This window comes from Acinetobacter sp. WCHAc060025 (genome assembly GCF_004209355.1).
Taxonomy (GTDB): domain Bacteria; phylum Pseudomonadota; class Gammaproteobacteria; order Pseudomonadales; family Moraxellaceae; genus Acinetobacter; species Acinetobacter wuhouensis.
In genome coordinates, this window is the sequence record NZ_SGSX01000031.1 from 1 (window position 1) to 17,702 (window position 17,702).

A 17,702-nucleotide genomic window follows, 5' to 3' on the forward strand; every position below is an offset into this window, starting at 1 on the left:
CACTGCTTCATGAAGTGTTGTATCTTTTGCTAAGCGCTTAAAATCAATAATGGATACCCCATTAATTGTTGCATGGATAGTAAAACGATGAGCCATATAGAATTCCTTGTGATTTTCTTTAATTTTGATTTATCTAATTCATCTCGATTTTTTAATATACAGGGCTAAAACTATTTTTTATTGACATTTTGCGACACTATTTATGACATTTTAAATTGGAACGATTTAGAGTGCTGTATGACGCAAAATTATTTTGTGCGATTTAAAACTTTATATTGCATCAAAACTCTTATTAGAACCATTTATGAATTAATAAAGGTCAGAATATTTTTAGAAAATGATCAATTAAAATATGCAAAATGCTCTTTTATAAAATTTTGTAATGAAATTGACCTGATTGATCTTTTATTTCTAATCTAATCTCATGACGTACTTCTATTTTAAAATACATGCCTGAATAGTAAATTTTAGCCTCCCATTGTCCCCTATCAAAACTAAAAATATCAAATTCAGCACGGTTAGGCAATTGATCTAAGATCGTCATCTTACAAAAATAATGTAGCTCATAAGATGGACAAAACTCATGAAAATGATCAAATAATCCATAAATAATTTGCTCAAACTTACTTTGATTGAAGCCAAGAATATCTAAAATAAATACTTCGTTATTCAAATTTTTATCTCTTTAAAATTTTACTTTTTGAGTTGAATGATTTTATTTTCAAACTTTAAAACAATTTTATCTAAAAAACTTTCAATATTAAACAACATGTCTTTATATTGAATTTGAATATAAAATTCATCAGCTCCATTATCTAGTCCAGAAACAGCCCATGTTGACCCATGAGGAAGTTCTTTTAACCATTCAGCTTTATAAAAATCAGATACAGAATCAAAATAAATATACTGTTCAGGGTTCACCATGATTTTATTTACAACAACTTGAAACTTTTGTTTTTGTATTTGGACAAAATCAATAATCATGGCTCACCTATTAGATATTAAAATTTTAAATCCCTGTCAGAGCATGATTCAATTGTTTCTTTTTCACGTCTGTCCAGTGAATCCATCCATACATCGCCAATCCAACGAATGCGGCATATAGACCCGCCGTTGGATATAAATTCTGTGAAATAAACATGCCGACGTAAATAATATTCACGAAAATCCACAGGACCCATGTCGCAATATGCTTTCGACTGGTCCAATAAGTTGCCAATAAACTAAATGCTGCCAACTGAGAATCAAGCATTGGTAAATTGGCATCTGGAATATTTTCTAAAGCTAAACCAAAAATTACTCCACCAATCGCAGCGAGAATCATTTGAAATATGACTTTGGGTATAGGAAGTGGTTCTATTCGAATCTCATGGTCTTGCTGCTTACCTTTCAACCAATGGTAAAAGCCATAAAAATTTACGACCATAAAGAAAAATTGTAAAATCGACTGCCCGTAAATTTTGAAATCCCAAAAGATATAAACATATAAAATATAAGCTAGAAAATTAAAACCCCAGCACCACATATTGCGCTTAATGGTCAATGTTACCCCAATAAGGCTAATAATCACGGCGAATATTTCTAATGGTGACATGCAGGAAACTTCTTAAAATAGAAGTGGCTATTATGAAAAAAAATGAAATGATTGCAAGTGAAAAACCACGATAAACAGACCGTTTTAAACCAATAAAAAAAGAGTGTATGACTACACTCTTTTTCTACATGTGCTCAATAATATCCCCAAAAATTATCTAGCACACAATTTATTGACATTGATCACATTTTATCCACGTTTACGAGATTTAACACTTGTTTACGTGAATACCAATGAATTTACAGTTAGGAACATCTACTATCTACTTAAGTTATGAACCATCCCCAAAGTTCATAACATTTCTCCTTAACCGAACTGTGAAAGCAGATTCGTTGTTCTACGCAGTGATCACCCCAATCATTGCGTATTTTTTTGTCTTCAGTTCCTTCTGTAAACTCTGTTATTTATAAATAATCGCTGTACAGAATGCAAGCACTACTTTTTAAACAATAGCTTAATGATTAAAAACTATTAAAACCATAAAGTATTGATTTTGATTAAATTCATGAAATATTTAGTTGCATTTTCAAGACAAAACCGATAATCTTTTCTTATTAATTGAATTAATTGATGATAAATTCATTATTTAAGTATTCTTAAGAAAATTATTTATAAAAATTTGCAACGATAACCTGCTGAGCAAAACAATTATGTGGGAAATTTTTACGCATTCATCCAACTTATTTTTTAGTGTAAGCTTATGCTTAATGTTGCTATTGGGGATCGTTGAATGTTTACTCCTCATTATTGGTTCAACGTCTCAAGGTTTCTTAGATCAATTTATCCCAGACCAACTGCTAGAAACACATCCACCAGATGTCGAACTCAATGCTGATCATGGCGTCTTTGTACAATTTTTAGATTGGCTCTATCTTGGGCGTGTTCCAGTTTTAGTTTGGTTGATTATTTTTCTGACCACTTATGCCCTGTTTGGATTTATTGTTCAGGCGATTTTTTATAATTTTACTCAAACCTATTTTCCACTTTGGATCATTGCTCCTGCATGCTTTATTTTATGCATGCCGATCGTGCGAATCTGTGCTGCAATTATTGCCAAAATCATCCCACAAGATGAAACAACAGCCATTCATAGTGATGAATTGATTGGTCGTACAGCACAGGTCATTTTGGGTGAAGCTAAACAGCATTATCCTGCTCAAGCTAAAGTCATCGATCAATTCGGGCAAACACACTACATTCTTGTTGAACCAGAATCAGATGAAACATTTCAACAAGGTCAAAATGTCATTTTGACACAAAGAACAAAAAATGGTTTTCAAGCAACAAACTTCAATTAATTGATTGAACTGTAAATAGAACTAATTCAAATTTTAAACTTTTAAAATAAATGGAGGGTGAATAAAATGTTGAATTCTAATTTATATCAAATACTTATTTTAGCTGGAATTGTACTGGTGGCATTGATTGTCATCGGTGTCATTGTTGCACGCTTATACAAACGTTCAAGTAAAGAAGTTTCTTTTGTCCGCACAGGTTTTGGTGGAGAAAAAGTGATTCTCAACGGTGGTGCAATTGTCCTTCCAGTTTTACATGAAGTAATTCCTGTAAATATGAATACGCTTCGTTTAGAAGTTAAACGTACTGCAGATCAAGCGCTTATTACCAAAGATCGTATGCGTGTTGATGTTGCTGCTGAATTTTATGTTCGTGTAAAACCTACTGCGGAGTCTATTGCCACTGCAGCTCAAACACTCGGGCAAAAAACCATGCAACCGAATGAGTTAAAGTCACTGGTTGAAGGTAAATTCGTAGATTCATTACGTTCTGTTGCTGCTGAAATGGCAATGGAAGAACTACATGAAAAGCGTGTGGATTTTGTGCAAAAAGTTCAACAAGCCGTATCAGAAGAATTATTCAAGAACGGGCTTGAACTTGAAACAGTATCTTTAACCGGTTTGGATCAAACTGATTTTAAGTTCTTTAATCCGCAAAATATTTTCGATGCTGAAGGTCTAACCAAACTGACTGAAACCATTGAAGACCGTCGTAAAAAGCGTAATGGTCTTGAACAAGATGCTGATCTTGCGATTAAAACCAAAAACCTTGAAACTGAACAAGCACGTCTTAAAATTACACGTGAAGAAGAATATTCAAAGATGGAACAAATCCGCGAATTGTCTATTCGTCGTGCAGAGCAACAAGCTGAAATCGCAACGCAAGAATCTGAAAGACAACGTGAAGCGGGTGAAGCGAAAATTATTGCTGATCGCCAAGTTCAATTAAAGAAAATTGCTGCTGATCGTGATATTGAAAATGAAAATATTCTCAAAGCACAAGCGATCCAAAAAGCGCAAGTTGAGCAAAAGAAAACGATTGAGTTAGCAGAACAAGACCGTGCGATTGCGATTGCAGAAAAGTCTCGTGCAGAATCTGAAGCTAAAGCTTTAGCGGATCAAGCACGTGCCCAAGCCGTAAAAGCGGAAGAAGAAGTAACAACTGTCCGTGAAACTCAGCGTGCAGAGCGTTTAAAAGCCGTTGAACTGGTTGCTGCCAAACAGGTTGCTGAAACGGATGCGATTGCCATTACGGTTGCTGCTGAAGCTTCAAAACAAGCAGCTGTCGATGATGCTGAAGCGGTACGTATTGCCGCTCAAGCGGAAGCTGAGAAAGTACGCTTAAAAGCAAAAGGTGAAGCGGACGCAAAAATCTTGCTCGCGGAAGCACAAGAGAAACAATACAAAGTTGACTCTGAAGGTACACGTGCAGTCAATGAAGCAAACAACGTGCTTTCTTCTGAACAGGTTGAAATGCAAATTCGTTTGGCATTATTAAAATACTTGCCTGAGATCATTCGTGAAAGCGTTAAACCAATGGAAAACATTGATGATATTAAGATTTTACAAGTCAATGGTTTAGGTGGAATTACAGGTTCAACAGCTACAACTGAATCAGGTGAGCAAGGTCAAGTTGCCTTATCTGATCAAGTGGTCAATAGTGCGCTACGCTATCGTTCTCAAGCGCCTTTAATTGATAGCTTAATGAATGAGTTAGGGATCAAAGGTGGTGACATCAATGGTTTAACTCAGCCCCTTAAACCAAGTAATGACTAAATATCAAATCATATATCAAATCATGAAATAAAATTTCAAGCCTCTGTAAATCAGGGGCTTTTTAAATAAATCCAATCTCATTTAAAAAATGAGATTTAATGAGCAATACATTATAAAATAGTACTTCAGCTTATTTTAAATCATATTTTACGAAACAGTTTTTTATGCCAATCTTCTTCCACTCAATCAACCTGTGAATGCAATGACTTGGGTTATATTTATTCTCGGTGCAATGATCGCAGGCTTCGTTCAAGGTCTAACAGGCTTTGCCTTTGCATTGATTGCGATGTCTTTCTGGATTTGGGTACTTCCCCCTCAACTTGCCGCACCTTTGGTCGTATTTGCTTCACTGTGGAGCCATATCATTTCACTGAGCAAGGAACAAAAACTACAACTTCCCTTTTCTCTTGCGCTTCCATATATCATAGCTGGATTGATTGGTGTCCCACTCGGCACCTATCTGCTTAATTTGATCGATGGGCATACGTTTAAAATTATCCTCGGGCTTTTCCTTGTCATTTGGTGCCCCATTATGTTCTTTGCACCTGAATTTCCGCGTATTCAAAAACTTGGGAAAGTCGCGGACAGTGGAATTGGATTTATAGGCGGGATTCTTGGTGGATTAGGTGGTTTTTGTGGTGCAGCACCTTCGGCTTGGCTCATGCTCAAAAATTTACCCAAAACGCAACAACGCTATATATTAAGGCATTTCAATTTCGCGATTCAGCTTTTCACAATTTTGATTTATCTTTGGCATGGCAATATTGAGACAACACATTTGCCCTACTTCGGACTCATTATTCTTACAGTCAGTGTCCCTGCTCTGATTGGTGCCCAACTATTTTATAAAATTTCAGAAAAGCAATTTAAATATCTAGTGCTCAGTTTACTTTTCGCATCAGGTTGTTTTTTATTATTCACATCTTTACTGCAATAGACTTGATAAAAATGTTCATTTTGAATGTCTATTTATTCATCATTTAAATCGAAAAAAGAACTATCTCAGCAGATATACTCTATTTTTCATGCGTAATTAATCCTACAATTTCATTACTCATTTTTACTTTATCTATGTGATGAAAACCTCATTTTTGTTAAGCATCATTATTGTCTTAACAGGATGTTCCCTTGGCACATCTCGTGAAATTAAAACAGCCGAAAAACTCCTCAATCAATTTCAATGCAATAATATTGAAACCAATGAGTTAGCCCATAGCGCGATCAATATTTACCATGAGCATGCTCTTTCTACCAGTAAGCAAAAAGCGGTTCAATATGTTGAAAGTTATAAATTGGGACAAGCATTATTTAAAATTCCTTTAGATGAAGTTGTCCAACAACAATATGAAATTTATACAACAGCATGTGAGTCTTTAGGTGGTGTACAAAGCCCGACTGTTAAAACGAATGAACCATGAAAAGCCCTTTCGAGATGAATGAAAAGGCTTTGCTTGAAATTATGCTAGTTTGACTGCCGATTAAGAATGAGTAAAACGAGTATCCACGCTGAAAAGCTCAGGATATTTCGGATTAATTTGTCCATAAAATTCCATAATTTCAGCCATATCTTTTTGATAATCACCTGTAGGATAGATAATTTTCCCGATACCTGTTTTTTTCTTTTCATAGTCCATATAAGCGAGTGCGATCGGCACGCCCGCATTGATCGCAACATGATAAAAACCCGTTTTCCACTTTTCTTGTTTTGAACGTGTGCCTTCTGGAGTCACTAACATCACCAATTTTGGATGTGTCTTAAATAAGTCCGTCATCAACTGCACCATGCTTGGGCGTTCTTCACCTTCCGCTTTAGGACGACGGTCAATTCCAATCCCGCCCATCGCACGGACAAAAGGTCCAAATGGAAACTTCATATAGCTATCTTTAATGGTAATACGAACATTCACGCCCAAGGCTTTTAGTGCCAATCGGGCATAGAGTGCATCCCAATTACTGGTGTGTGGTGCTGCAATCATGACACATTGGTCAATATTTAAATCCCAATGGTTGTCGATTTGCCACCCCATTAACTCCAAACTTTGTTCAGCGAATTTCTCGAACACCTAGCACACCAGTCTATTAAAATTTGCGTGGATTGTAGCAATCCTAAGCATAGATAAAAACGCGAATTGGATAAATAACAACCAATTAATATATAAATGTATAAATTATTATTTGACTCAAACTTGTCGTTATCTTTCGAGTATTTAATAAACTTTGCGGTTAAATCGCATATATTAATTATCTCAAGCATTAATATATGCAATCCATAACATTTCACGACTGAGATTATCATTTTATTGCAAGTATTCGCTTAAAAATAGAATGAACAATACTCAAAGCACCTCTACAATTGTTGAAAATTCAAAAACCCATCACATGTGAAACCTTTTTCATTACATGAATTGTCTATTTATTGCATCGAAAAAAATATATGCTGAACTGCAAATGAATGAATCCAGTTAATCCAAATCTTCATCAACCAATGAAAACCAATTTATGGGTATTATCATGAAAAAAATTCTTTTGATTGTTCCAGTTTTCGGTTTGATATTAACAGCATGTTCCAAACCTACACATGATGCGTCACAAGACATCCAAGCAACGCCCCAGACTCAAATTGCCCAATCACATGACGCTGCAACGCCAACAATAGACTCAGAACATAACGCTCAAAATAGTTTGGACTGGGCTGGTGAATACACAGGTTTATTGCCCTGTGCAGATTGTTCTGGAATTAAAACCATATTGACACTTAAACCTGACCATCGTTATGAACTTAGTGAAGAATATGAAGGGAAAGGCGATGGTCAACAATTTAAGAGCCAAGGCACTTTTAGTTTTGATTCGTCAGGTCTACTCATCACTTTAGATAAAAATGCAGAGGGTCGAAAATATTTTGTCGGTGAAAATTTCCTTGAGTCACGTGATATTGAAACAGGTGAAAAAATTGAAAGCCCAATTGCGGAACATTATAAGTTAACGAAGAAACTACAGTAATTTATGAGCCAATAAAAAACCTGCATCATGCAGGTTTTTTATGTCGAGGGGTGGAAAGTATGACGATGACTGAATTTAATTAACCTGAGTTCGATGTGCCTTTTCACCAACATTCGGTACGCAGAATCGTCCTTCGCAGTTGTTTGAGGCAAGACTAAATCTACAGGTTAATGTTTTTGCGATTATTTTGATAAATTTCTGTATTTGACGAGTTCTGCGAAGGACAATGGTTTTGGTTACTTTTGCCTTATCAAAAGTAACTCCAACCGAAGGTTAATCTTTATATTTGAACAAAACCAATAAGACTCCGTCACAATGAACATCACAACTTGCCTTATTCTATTTAATTTATAAAATAACTTATCGAACTCACGCTAATTAATATAAAAATGCCTCATTAAAGAGGCATTTAAAATAATTAAAACAACTACGACAACTTAAACGAGAATATCTCGCTTACCATTCGCACCTTGCTCACTCACAATACCCTGCTCTTGCATCTGATCAACAATACGTGCAGCACGGTTATAACCTAAGCTAAATTTACGCTGTAAAGAAGAAACTGAGACTTTACGAGTTTCGAGTACAAAAGAAACGCATTGGTCATATAAAGCATCACGATTTGGATCACCATCCCCATCTTCAAAGCCACGACTTGTCGGTTCTTCATCATAAGGTGTCAAAATCTCATCGACATAGTCTGGGTCACCACGCTCACGCCATGCATCACAAATACGGTTGACTTCATCATCTGAAATAAATGCGCCATGCACACGCTCTGGATCAATTTTACCAGGCCCGAGGAATAACATATCACCATGACCCAATAGATCTTCTGCACCGCCCCCATCGAGAATAGTACGTGAGTCAATTTTACTGTTTACACGTAATGCCACACGTGTTGGGATATTGGCTTTGATCAAACCTGTAATAACATCGACTGATGGACGTTGTGTTGCAAGCAATAAATGAATCCCTGCCGCACGAGACTTTTGTGCTAAACGGGTAATCATTTCTTCTGCTTTTTTACCGACTTGCATGATCATATCTGCAAATTCATCTGCAACAATCACAATAGAAGGTAAAGGCTGTAAACGTGGTGCACGTTCTTGGGTTGCAGAATCTCCAGGCTTCCACGTCGGATCAATCAGATCTTCACCATTGGCAATGGCTTCTTCAACTTTGCGGTTATAGTCTGCTAATTTACGAATTTTCAAGAAAGACATCAGTTTATAACGACGTTCCATTTCATTAACACACCAGTTTAAAGCACTGACTGCATCTTTCATGTCAGTCACCACTGGAGTTAATAAATGAGGAATATCATTATAGTTCGCCAATTCTAATTGCTTTGGATCGATCAGAATCAAACGCAATTGCTCAGGAGTATATTTGAGTAACATCGATAAAATCATCGAGTTTACAGCAACCGATTTACCTGAACCTGTTGTACCCGCAACCAACATATGTGGCGTTTTACCCATTTCAGTAATCACAGGATTACCTGAAATATCTTTACCCATTGCCATGGACAGTAAAGCATTAGGATCTTTAAACGCAGGTGTTTCCAAAAGTTCAATCAAACGTACCATTTCACGGCTACTGTTTGGAACTTCAATCCCAATGTATGGTTTACCTGGAATAACCTCAACCACACGTACAGAAGCCATCGACATAGAACGTGCTAAGTCACGTGAAATATTGGTCACTTTCGATGCTTTTACCCCTGGCGCTAAGTCCAACTCAAAACGAGTCACGACTGGACCAGGCTGTGCTTCAATCACTTTGGCTTTGACATTAAATTCTTGTAGCTTAATTTCCAAAAGCTCAGATAATCGTGAGAGTTGTTCTGCTGTGAAATTTACCTTTTTATTTGGGTCAACTTTATCCAGTAATTCAAAGCCTGGCAGTGTTGGTAAATCACGACGTTTATTTGCCACTTGCATTGCACGTGACATTGGACGACCGAAAGCATCAGTTAATGGCGCATCTAGATCAAAATCATCTTCCAAATCACTGTCAATGAGTAAATCTTCATCTTGAGGCTTACCCGCTGTTTCTTGCCAAGCATCTCTAAAAGCATCTTTATCTGATGAAATTAAAGATTTTTCTTCCTCACTGACTAAAGATGAAGCATTTAAATTGGTTTGAATATTAGCACGTGTAAATGGTGTTGATTGCGCATAGCTACTGGTTGTGCGTGCTTCTACAGTCGGTGTTATCGAATCATGTGAATGTTGAAGTTGAGACTCATCATGATTTTTAAATTCAGCGTCTTTAAATTCAATATCTTTAAACTCAGCTGTTTTAAAGTCATTCTCGCCGAAGTTTTGCTTTTCAAAATCATTTCCATGAAATTCAGCATTGGATAATGATGCTAACTCATCTAACTCATTTGCCAAACTCTGCGTTACAGCGCCTGTAGCAATCGCTGATGTTGCACTATGAATTGACGCAGGCTGTGCAACATTTGCATTAAATGGTGTATGAACATCTGTTGCAGTTTGTCCATTCGGAACAACAGATAACAACTCATCAAAGACTTGATCATCATCCCAGTCTAAAGCTGATTTTTCCTGAGTTTGCTGATTTAAACCATGTTGATGCGTATGTAATAAACCATCTTTATTTTGAGCAGTATGATCTTCTGAAGCACGTAATAATGCATCAATATCACGATTATGGTCTTGTTCTGGATTGAGTGCTTTCCACACTTCACCAGAAGCTACTGTACGTTGACTGTCTTGTTCTAAGCGATGCGCTTTTTCTAAAGTACGTTCAAGCTCTACATCATCAATATCATCGGGGTCATATTGAGCGTTTTGCTCTTTTGCAACCATATCATCAAACAAACGCTCTGCTGTCTGTGAATGCTTATCATTTTTTACAACCAAATGTTCTTTGACAATCTCTGGCTCATCTACTTCTGTAAATTCAGCTTGAGGTGTCACCTGCTCTGCTTGAGCTTTATGTTTTGGATCTAGCTTTTTATTTGGTGTCTTTGTCGGTGCAGTCAAATCATAGGCTGATTCACTTTCAGGAACATTTTTATAGAATAAATCTTGTAAATAAGCAGGCGTTGCTTTCAATGTCGCCCACGTTTTATTCCACTGGATACCAAACGCTAAAGTAAAGAGTACGATTAATAGGAGTAAGGTAAATGCAACTGCACCATAGATGGTAACAAGTTGAGAGAGGCTTTCACCCAATTCATAACCAATAATACCACCTGACGCATTGGTCAAAGTATCTGCAGGCACATTCCAAATTAAATAGAATAAACATGCTGTTGCCAACAAGATAAAAAATTGCGCCGCATAGCGAAACGGACGGCTAACAAAACTTCTTGGCCACCATACTTGTACAGCTTCAATAAAGAGGAATACAGGGATCAGTAAACTCGCCCAGCCTAAAAAACCAAACAATAAATCTGCAATCCAAGCGCCTGCAACACCGCTGGCATTTGAAACCTGCTGCGTATCACTCGAAATATGCATCCACCCTGGATCAAATGGCGTATAAGTCACTGTTGCTAGGAACAGATATATCCCAAATGAAATCAAGAATATTGTTGTTAAAAAGCGCTGTGCATAAACGTTTGACACCGCAGTCATATACTATCCTGTAACCAATTATTCAAATTACTCTTTTTTCGAAGCATTTAAACTTTCTTAAGAGTAGAAATCTTTATATTATGCACCTGTTCGTTAAAAAAAGATGCACCATTATTTACGTGTGTTGTAAGCATTGTAGAGAATTTGATGATTTATTTTCATCAAAGTTGTTAATTTTATTCTACACTATTTCTATATAGCGCATTTCGATTTAGATGATCAATATTATCCACATTCAAGCCACACAACTTTGATCAAGTTTCACGTATAATCTGTACAAATTCAATTTCTATATTCTCTATAAAAAGGATGACTCATGAGCGCTCGTCACTCTCGGTTAATTATCTTAGGTTCTGGTCCTGCGGGTTATAGTGCAGCTGTATATGCTGCTCGTGCTAACTTAAAACCTACTCTAATTGCAGGTATGCAATTGGGTGGTCAGCTTACGACAACGACTGATGTCGAAAACTGGCCTGGTGATGCTGAAGGCTTAACAGGTCCTGCATTGATGGAGCGTATGCAAGCGCATGCTGAACGTTTCGGTACAGAAATGCTATATGACCACATCAATGAAGTTGATTTGAATGTTCGTCCATTTGTACTTAAAGGCGACATGGATGAATATACTTGTGATGCTTTGATTATTGCGACGGGTGCAACTGCACAATACCTTGGTTTAGAGTCAGAAGCTGCGTATATGGGTCAAGGCGTCAGCGCATGTGCAACTTGTGATGGTTTCTTCTATAAAAACCAAAAAGTCATGGTTGTTGGTGGTGGTAACACGGCTGTTGAAGAAGCACTCTACCTTTCAAATATTGCATCTCATGTCACGCTTGTTCACCGTCGTGACAAATTACGTTCTGAAAAAATCCTTCAAGATCATATCAATGAAAAAGTCAAAGAAGGTAAAATTTCAATCGTATGGAATCACCAAGTTGAAGAAGTACTGGGCGATAGCAACTCAGGTGTAACATCTGTACGTTTAAAATCAACGCAAGATGACTCAACTCAGGACGTTGAAGTTTCAGGTATGTTCGTTGCGATTGGTCACAAACCAAATACAGCAATGTTCGAAGGTCAGTTAGAACTTCGTAACGGTTATATCCAAGTGCGTAGTGGTACTGCGGGTAATGCAACAGCAACTTCGGTTGCAGGCGTATTTGCTGCGGGTGACGTCGCTGATGATGTTTATCGTCAAGCAATTACGTCAGCAGGTTCAGGCTGTATGGCTGCACTTGATGCTGATCGTTACTTAGATGGTTTAGAATAATTTTAAAGTATTTTTTGTAAAAAAATGAACCGCCTATATGGCGGTTTTTTTATTTATCCCTTATAACTTTCATCCATCAATGAAGGTTTTATTATTCATACATTTAGACATTAGAAAAATATTACTTCTAATAAACTTGATAAAGGATAATCAATGACAACTGCTTGGACAGATGGCTATCAAACTGAAGTAAATTACACCTACGGTTATTACAAAGACTTAAGCCCCAATTATCAAAAATTTTGTTTACTTTTAAATGGTGTTGATTGTACAAGTTCAAACCAAGAGCATCACCATTGTGAACTTGGCTTTGGACAAGGTGTCAGCTTAAATATCCATGCTGTATCCAACATGGCTACGACTTTCTACGGCACAGATTTCAATCCTGCACATGCAGGTCATGCCAATAATTTAGCCGATCAATGTCACGTTCCTCATCATTTTTATGATGCGAGCTTTGAAGAGCTGTTAGATAAAGACTTACCAATGTTTGACTCGATTAGTCTTCATGGTATTTGGAGTTGGATTAGTTATGAAAATCAACATATTATTTTAAAATTTATTCGTAAGTTTTTAAAACCAAATGGAATTGTGTATATCAGTTATAACTGCGTCACAGGTTGGGCTGCCAATATGCCAATTCGTGAGCTATTCCATAGCCATTTTAAATTTAATAGTACCAGTACCAACCCTCTACAGAAAGTTAAAGACTCATTGGATTTTAGTGAAGCCTTGTTGCAACAGAACCCCAATTTCACAAAACGTAATCCAAATGCGCTACAAAAAGTTCAAGATCTAAAAAAACAGAATCCCAACTACTTAATTCATGAATATCTCAATCAAGATTGGCAATGTTTTTCATTTCAACAAGTTGTCCGCATAATGGAGGAGATAAAGTTAACATATGCAGGTTCTACAGATTTAAATACTCATTTAAATAATATTAACTTTACGGAAGAACATCAGAATTTTTTAAATAAAATAGAACACCCTATTTTTAAAGAACAATGCCGTGATTATTTTGCCAATACCCAATTTAGAAAAGATTTATTTATTCGTGGTAAAAATAACTTAACACCATTGCAGACCAAACAACGCCTAAGAAATATGGGCTTCATGCTATTGACCGCTCCTGAAAAGCTACCTAAAACCATACAAGGCTACTTAGGTGAGTTTAACTTACGTCAAGATATCTATGGGGCTATTGGCACCTATTTTAAAAAGCAACATTACAAGCCACAGACGATTGCAGAACTAGAACAAGCCATTCCTGAATTGAATTATGCTCAAATTTTAAATGCTCTTACGATTCTCTGTCATTTAAATCTCGTGCAACCCTGCTTAGGGACTGAACCTTCAGCTGATGTACTACGCTACTCACATGAATTCAATCAATATTTACTTGAGCAGGCGAGTTATCATCAAAACTATCAAGTCCTAGCTTCACCGATTACCGGAATTGGGATCCTCGCTGATCAATTCTCACAATTATATTATCGTGCCTATTTTAAAGAAGGACTGAAAACGGCTGAACAATTGGCTGAATATATCCAAAATGTACTGACTGAGCTTGGATGGCTGGTTCTCGATAAAGATGGTCAGAGTGTTTCTGATCGTGATCAAAGTCTAAAAATTTTGAAAGAAAAAGCACAAGATTTTATTGATAGTGATAAATTTGAAATTGCTAAACAATTGAAACTTTTTGCATAACATCTCATTTAACACTTTTGAACAAGATCAGCTAAGATAAAGCTGATCTTTTTTTTTGATGAATCCAAGTGAAACAACTTCCACCTTCACAATTTATTTTTCCCAACCCTATTGAGTCTGATCCAGAAGGACAAGGATTTATTTGTATCGGTGCAGACCTCACCCCTTCTACCCTCTATGAAGCTTATACACATGGACTGTTTCCATGGTTTTCGGAAGATGAGCCGATTTGCTGGTGGAGCCCTGAGCCACGCTGTATTATTGTTCCAAATGATTACCATCCGAGTAAATCATTAATTCGTAATATGAAAAAATTTGATTATAAAATTACGATTAACCAAGCTTTTGAACAAGTCATTCGTTCATGCTCTCTACCTCGTAGCTATGCAGATGAAACATGGATTTCAGAAGACATTATCCAAGGTTACTGTCAAATGTTTGAAGCAGGTTATGGTTATAGTGTAGAAGTTTGGGATCAAGAACAAATCGTAGGTGGATTATACGGTGTCACTATTGGTCATGGTTGCTTTGGTGAGTCGATGTTCAGCACCCAAACTGATGTTTCCAAAATGGCTTTTTATACACTCATGTTGATTGGACGTGAAAATCACTTACCGTGGATCGACTGCCAACTTGAAAATGATCACTTAATCAGCTTAGGGGCTTGCACACTTTCTCGCCAAGCGTATATTAAATCGTTACAAGATGTAATAAAACAGCCTGCTATAGATTGGAAAAGTTATCAAGAGCGTGTATTTTCAAGTAAAACAATAGCGAACTTATCGCGCTTAACGGAATGACAATAATGGAGGGACGTGATTTATGAATTCTTATCATCCTAAGTCCCTGTTAAATGACTTACAGTACTATATTACTCCACCACATGATTGCAGCTACTTAGAAAATAAATCTGCACGTATGGTATTTCTAGATCCTGTCCATCGTATCGATGTGGTGACACTATCTGAGCTTTCGCGTGTTGGATTTAGACGCAGTGGGGATTTTGTTTACCGTCCAGAATGCCACCTTTGCCGTCAATGCTTATCTTGCCGCGTGCCTGTTTCAGAATTTAAAATGAACAGTTCACAGAAAAAAGCATGGAAGCGTAATCAAGATTTAACCGTAAAAATCATTCCGACTCAGCAAGCCACGCAAGTTCATTACCAACTCTATGAACGCTATATTATTGAAAGACATGCAGATGGCGACATGTTCCCACCAAGCTATGATCAATTCGAAAAGTTTTTGATTCATAGTTGTACTGATAGTTTTTTCCTAGAGCTTTGGAAAGATGATCGCTTAATCAGCGTTTCAACCTGTGACCAATTGGATGATGGTGTTTCCGCGGTTTACACTTTTTTTGATCCCGATGAAAGCAAACGCTCTTTGGGTGTTTTCGCGATTCTCAAACAAATTGAATATGTAAACTCGCTCAATTTAGATTATGTTTACTTAGGCTATTGGGTTCCACATGCCGGTAAAATGAATTACAAATCCCAATATGCCCCTTTTGAATTATTATTGGATGGTCAATGGCGACGGATCAACCGTCACTTAGAAGCCAAAGAAATTAAAGAATTGGGTGATATGCTTATGACCACATTACCCTCAGAATGGAACGAGCCGATTATCAAATAATCGGCTTTATTTTTTATCAAATTACTATCTACCGATATTTATTTGAATAATTTAGAAAAATCATCACTACATGCTTTAACCATAATAATGGCATGTTCACGACTACCATCTTTATTTGGATAATAATTCTTTCTTAAATCAATTTGATGAAAATCTGACTTTTCATATAAAGCAATAGCTGCCTGATTGGATTCACGGACTTCGAGAAAAATCTGTACTGGATTATTTTTAAGTAAGGCAATTGATTCATCTAAAAGTTGATAACCTAGCCCTTTGCCCTGCTGACTTGGGTGGATCGCCATCAGTAATAAATTTGCTTCGTCCAAAACAGGTTGTAGAATACAAAAACCCACCACCTGATGATTCTGCTCAATCACAGTACTCAAATAACCTGCAATTGATTCTTCAAATTGTTTTTGAGTCCACGGATGACTTTGTACTAGATTTTCAATTTCAGATACAGTTTGTAAGTCTGAAGCTTGCATTAAACGAATCATCTTCGTCCATCAACTCAATATAAAAAGTGAATTATAAGAAAAAAAAACAATATGTCGAATAAAAAAGAGCAACCATTGTTGCCCTTTAATATAAATATCAAACTTGTATATTTATAAACTGAAAATTTATAAACCTAATTTTGCCTTCCAAGTTTCAAGTAGACTTACTGTGTCCAAATCATTCGGATGAAAGTTCGGTCGGAAATAAGCCAGCATTTCTTTGGTCATGCCTGCAATAATGCCTTTCGAAGGACTATAGGCATATTTATAAATTGTACCTAATTCTTTTAAATTTAATTTACCATCCTCTTTCAGTAGGCGAACTACAAAAGATGATTGCGCCATAAAGATCAATACCATCGCAATAACGAGAGCTGTGGTACGTAGACCATAGGCTTTAATGCCTTTACCAAATACAGCTTCATAAACATCATAAGCCACGGCTTTATGTTCATTTTCCTCAACTGCATGCCAGTACCACATATAAGACATGGTTGGATCAGTCATTAATTTTTGAATGTGTTCATTGACTAATAATTGCGATGCAATCGTCGCTGTAAAATGCTCTAAAGCCGTTGTGGCAGTCAAATCAACCATTTCCTGCGTCATACCAAAGGGCTTCACCGCACGTGCAAACCATTTACGTGCACCTTGAATCAAACGCCCAGTTTCACGCTCATATTTATCAACATCATGACCAAAACGTTTTGCAGAAGCATTAAAGTTTTCATGTTCTTTGGTATGCATGGCTTCTTGACCAATAAAAGCACTGATTTCTTTTTGTAGCGCCTCATTGTCTTTAATTGCAGGGTGATAACGTACCGCACGTACCGAATCAATAAATAGCTTCTCACCATCTGGGAATAAAGCAGACAATGCTGTCATAAAATGTGTGATACCCGCAGATTCACTTGCCCAATACTCAGGTACATTGTCGAAATTAAAATCCATACGACGTACTGGAAATGAAGCACCTGCACGGTTTGAAATATTGACTTTTGCATTCATTGCTAAAACTCCTATTTAAGTGAATGAGCACTTAAATTCTTTATGCTTGTTTTTCTCTTTTCTTATATTACAAGTTTATGAATGCTCGATAATTGCAGATGAGGTCATGCAAATATCACTTAAGGACACGTTTGTACTAGATTGTCTGACAATCATGATGAATAAATTTTAGAGAAGACTACAGAACAAAATTCAGTCATAAAAAAAGCGTCCCAAAGGGACGCTTTTTTCACACAATCAGATGATTATGCAGTTACTTTAGCAACTACACCAGCACCAACTGTACGACCACCTTCACGG

16 protein-coding genes are annotated in these 17,702 nt (G+C 36.7%); 9 read left to right on the plus strand and 7 right to left on the minus strand.

Annotated features, from left to right (window positions below):
• Positions 1-367 precede the first annotated feature (367 nt).
• From EXE09_RS17520 to pnuC, 3 genes are read right to left on the minus strand one after another with little or no spacing between them, the layout of a single operon-like run.
• Positions 368-673, minus strand: coding sequence for a hypothetical protein (locus EXE09_RS17520; protein WP_130118133.1), 306 nt, complete (start codon positions 671-673; stop codon positions 368-370).
• Positions 674-693: 20 nt separating this feature from the next.
• A complete protein-coding gene (locus tag EXE09_RS17525) occupies positions 694-984 on the minus strand; it encodes a hypothetical protein (protein WP_130118134.1) in 291 nt (96 codons plus the stop codon).
• Between the two features lie 25 nt (positions 985-1,009).
• Positions 1,010-1,594: a nicotinamide riboside transporter PnuC gene (gene pnuC / locus EXE09_RS17530; protein ID WP_130118135.1), complete on the minus strand. Its 585-nt coding sequence runs from the start codon at positions 1,592-1,594 to the stop codon at positions 1,010-1,012.
• Between the two features lie 650 nt (positions 1,595-2,244).
• Between pnuC and EXE09_RS17535 the strand changes: the two genes are divergently transcribed.
• From EXE09_RS17535 to EXE09_RS17550, 4 genes are all read left to right on the plus strand, one after another.
• On the plus strand, positions 2,245-2,892 hold the full coding sequence (locus tag EXE09_RS17535; protein ID WP_130118136.1) for a YqiJ family protein: 648 nt from the start codon (positions 2,245-2,247) through the stop codon (positions 2,890-2,892).
• 66 nt (positions 2,893-2,958) lie between these two features.
• Entirely contained in the window at positions 2,959-4,665 is a 1,707-nt protein-coding gene (locus tag EXE09_RS17540; RefSeq protein ID WP_068973469.1) for a flotillin family protein, read from the plus strand.
• 202 nt (positions 4,666-4,867) lie between these two features.
• On the plus strand, positions 4,868-5,602 hold the full coding sequence (locus tag EXE09_RS17545) for a sulfite exporter TauE/SafE family protein (RefSeq protein WP_130118137.1): 735 nt from the start codon (positions 4,868-4,870) through the stop codon (positions 5,600-5,602).
• A gap of 139 nt (positions 5,603-5,741) precedes the next feature.
• Positions 5,742-6,083, plus strand: coding sequence for a hypothetical protein (locus tag EXE09_RS17550; RefSeq protein ID WP_068973471.1), 342 nt, complete (start codon positions 5,742-5,744; stop codon positions 6,081-6,083).
• 60 nt (positions 6,084-6,143) lie between these two features.
• Here the strand turns inward: EXE09_RS17550 and EXE09_RS17555 are convergent, their stop codons facing one another.
• A complete protein-coding gene (locus EXE09_RS17555) occupies positions 6,144-6,692 on the minus strand; it encodes a 1-acyl-sn-glycerol-3-phosphate acyltransferase (RefSeq protein WP_406565273.1) in 549 nt (182 codons plus the stop codon).
• 484 nt (positions 6,693-7,176) lie between these two features.
• Here EXE09_RS17555 and EXE09_RS17560 point away from each other — a divergent pair, with 484 nt between their 5' ends.
• Positions 7,177-7,665 (plus strand): copper resistance protein NlpE, encoded by a 489-nt coding sequence (locus EXE09_RS17560; RefSeq protein ID WP_130118138.1) that lies wholly within the window; start codon positions 7,177-7,179, stop codon positions 7,663-7,665.
• Between the two features lie 437 nt (positions 7,666-8,102).
• Here the strand turns inward: EXE09_RS17560 and EXE09_RS17565 are convergent, their stop codons facing one another.
• Positions 8,103-11,279: a DNA translocase FtsK gene (locus tag EXE09_RS17565; protein WP_130118139.1), complete on the minus strand. Its 3,177-nt coding sequence runs from the start codon at positions 11,277-11,279 to the stop codon at positions 8,103-8,105.
• Positions 11,280-11,595: 316 nt separating this feature from the next.
• On the opposite strand from EXE09_RS17565, the gene trxB reads away from it, so the two are divergent.
• The 4 genes from trxB (at position 11,596) to EXE09_RS17585 (ending at position 15,897) form a co-directional block, all read left to right on the plus strand.
• Complete coding sequence (gene trxB / locus EXE09_RS17570; RefSeq protein WP_068973474.1) at positions 11,596-12,549, plus strand: thioredoxin-disulfide reductase; 954 nt, start codon at positions 11,596-11,598, stop codon at positions 12,547-12,549.
• Positions 12,550-12,702: 153 nt separating this feature from the next.
• Positions 12,703-14,259 (plus strand): class I SAM-dependent methyltransferase, encoded by a 1,557-nt coding sequence (locus EXE09_RS17575; RefSeq protein WP_130118140.1) that lies wholly within the window; start codon positions 12,703-12,705, stop codon positions 14,257-14,259.
• 68 nt (positions 14,260-14,327) lie between these two features.
• On the plus strand, positions 14,328-15,059 hold the full coding sequence (gene aat, locus EXE09_RS17580; RefSeq protein ID WP_087554362.1) for a leucyl/phenylalanyl-tRNA--protein transferase: 732 nt from the start codon (positions 14,328-14,330) through the stop codon (positions 15,057-15,059).
• A 22-nt stretch (positions 15,060-15,081) separates the two neighbouring features.
• Positions 15,082-15,897: an arginyltransferase gene (locus EXE09_RS17585; protein ID WP_068973477.1), complete on the plus strand. Its 816-nt coding sequence runs from the start codon at positions 15,082-15,084 to the stop codon at positions 15,895-15,897.
• 38 nt (positions 15,898-15,935) lie between these two features.
• Here the strand turns inward: EXE09_RS17585 and rimI are convergent, their stop codons facing one another.
• Positions 15,936-16,394: a ribosomal protein S18-alanine N-acetyltransferase gene (gene rimI / locus EXE09_RS17590; protein ID WP_068973478.1), complete on the minus strand. Its 459-nt coding sequence runs from the start codon at positions 16,392-16,394 to the stop codon at positions 15,936-15,938.
• Between the two features lie 126 nt (positions 16,395-16,520).
• A complete protein-coding gene (locus EXE09_RS17595; RefSeq protein WP_068973479.1) occupies positions 16,521-17,402 on the minus strand; it encodes a metal-dependent hydrolase in 882 nt (293 codons plus the stop codon).
• Between the last annotated feature and the right edge of the window lie 300 nt (positions 17,403-17,702).

Coding starts and splice junctions, on each gene's coding strand:
- EXE09_RS17565 (WP_130118139.1), bottom strand. CDS start 11,279: ATGACTGCGGTGTCAAACGTTTATGCACAGCGCTTTTTAACAACAATA.
- EXE09_RS17540 (WP_068973469.1), top strand. CDS start 2,959: ATGTTGAATTCTAATTTATATCAAATACTTATTTTAGCTGGAATTGTA.
- EXE09_RS17575 (WP_130118140.1), top strand. CDS start 12,703: ATGACAACTGCTTGGACAGATGGCTATCAAACTGAAGTAAATTACACC.
- pnuC (WP_130118135.1), bottom strand. CDS start 1,594: ATGTCACCATTAGAAATATTCGCCGTGATTATTAGCCTTATTGGGGTA.
- EXE09_RS17535 (WP_130118136.1), top strand. CDS start 2,245: ATGTGGGAAATTTTTACGCATTCATCCAACTTATTTTTTAGTGTAAGC.
- EXE09_RS17550 (WP_068973471.1), top strand. CDS start 5,742: ATGAAAACCTCATTTTTGTTAAGCATCATTATTGTCTTAACAGGATGT.
- EXE09_RS17555 (WP_406565273.1), bottom strand. CDS start 6,692: ATGGGGTGGCAAATCGACAACCATTGGGATTTAAATATTGACCAATGT.
- EXE09_RS17560 (WP_130118138.1), top strand. CDS start 7,177: ATGAAAAAAATTCTTTTGATTGTTCCAGTTTTCGGTTTGATATTAACA.
- EXE09_RS17545 (WP_130118137.1), top strand. CDS start 4,868: ATGACTTGGGTTATATTTATTCTCGGTGCAATGATCGCAGGCTTCGTT.
- rimI (WP_068973478.1), bottom strand. CDS start 16,394: ATGATTCGTTTAATGCAAGCTTCAGACTTACAAACTGTATCTGAAATT.
- EXE09_RS17585 (WP_068973477.1), top strand. CDS start 15,082: ATGAATTCTTATCATCCTAAGTCCCTGTTAAATGACTTACAGTACTAT.
- trxB (WP_068973474.1), top strand. CDS start 11,596: ATGAGCGCTCGTCACTCTCGGTTAATTATCTTAGGTTCTGGTCCTGCG.
- EXE09_RS17595 (WP_068973479.1), bottom strand. CDS start 17,402: ATGAATGCAAAAGTCAATATTTCAAACCGTGCAGGTGCTTCATTTCCA.
- EXE09_RS17525 (WP_130118134.1), bottom strand. CDS start 984: ATGATTATTGATTTTGTCCAAATACAAAAACAAAAGTTTCAAGTTGTT.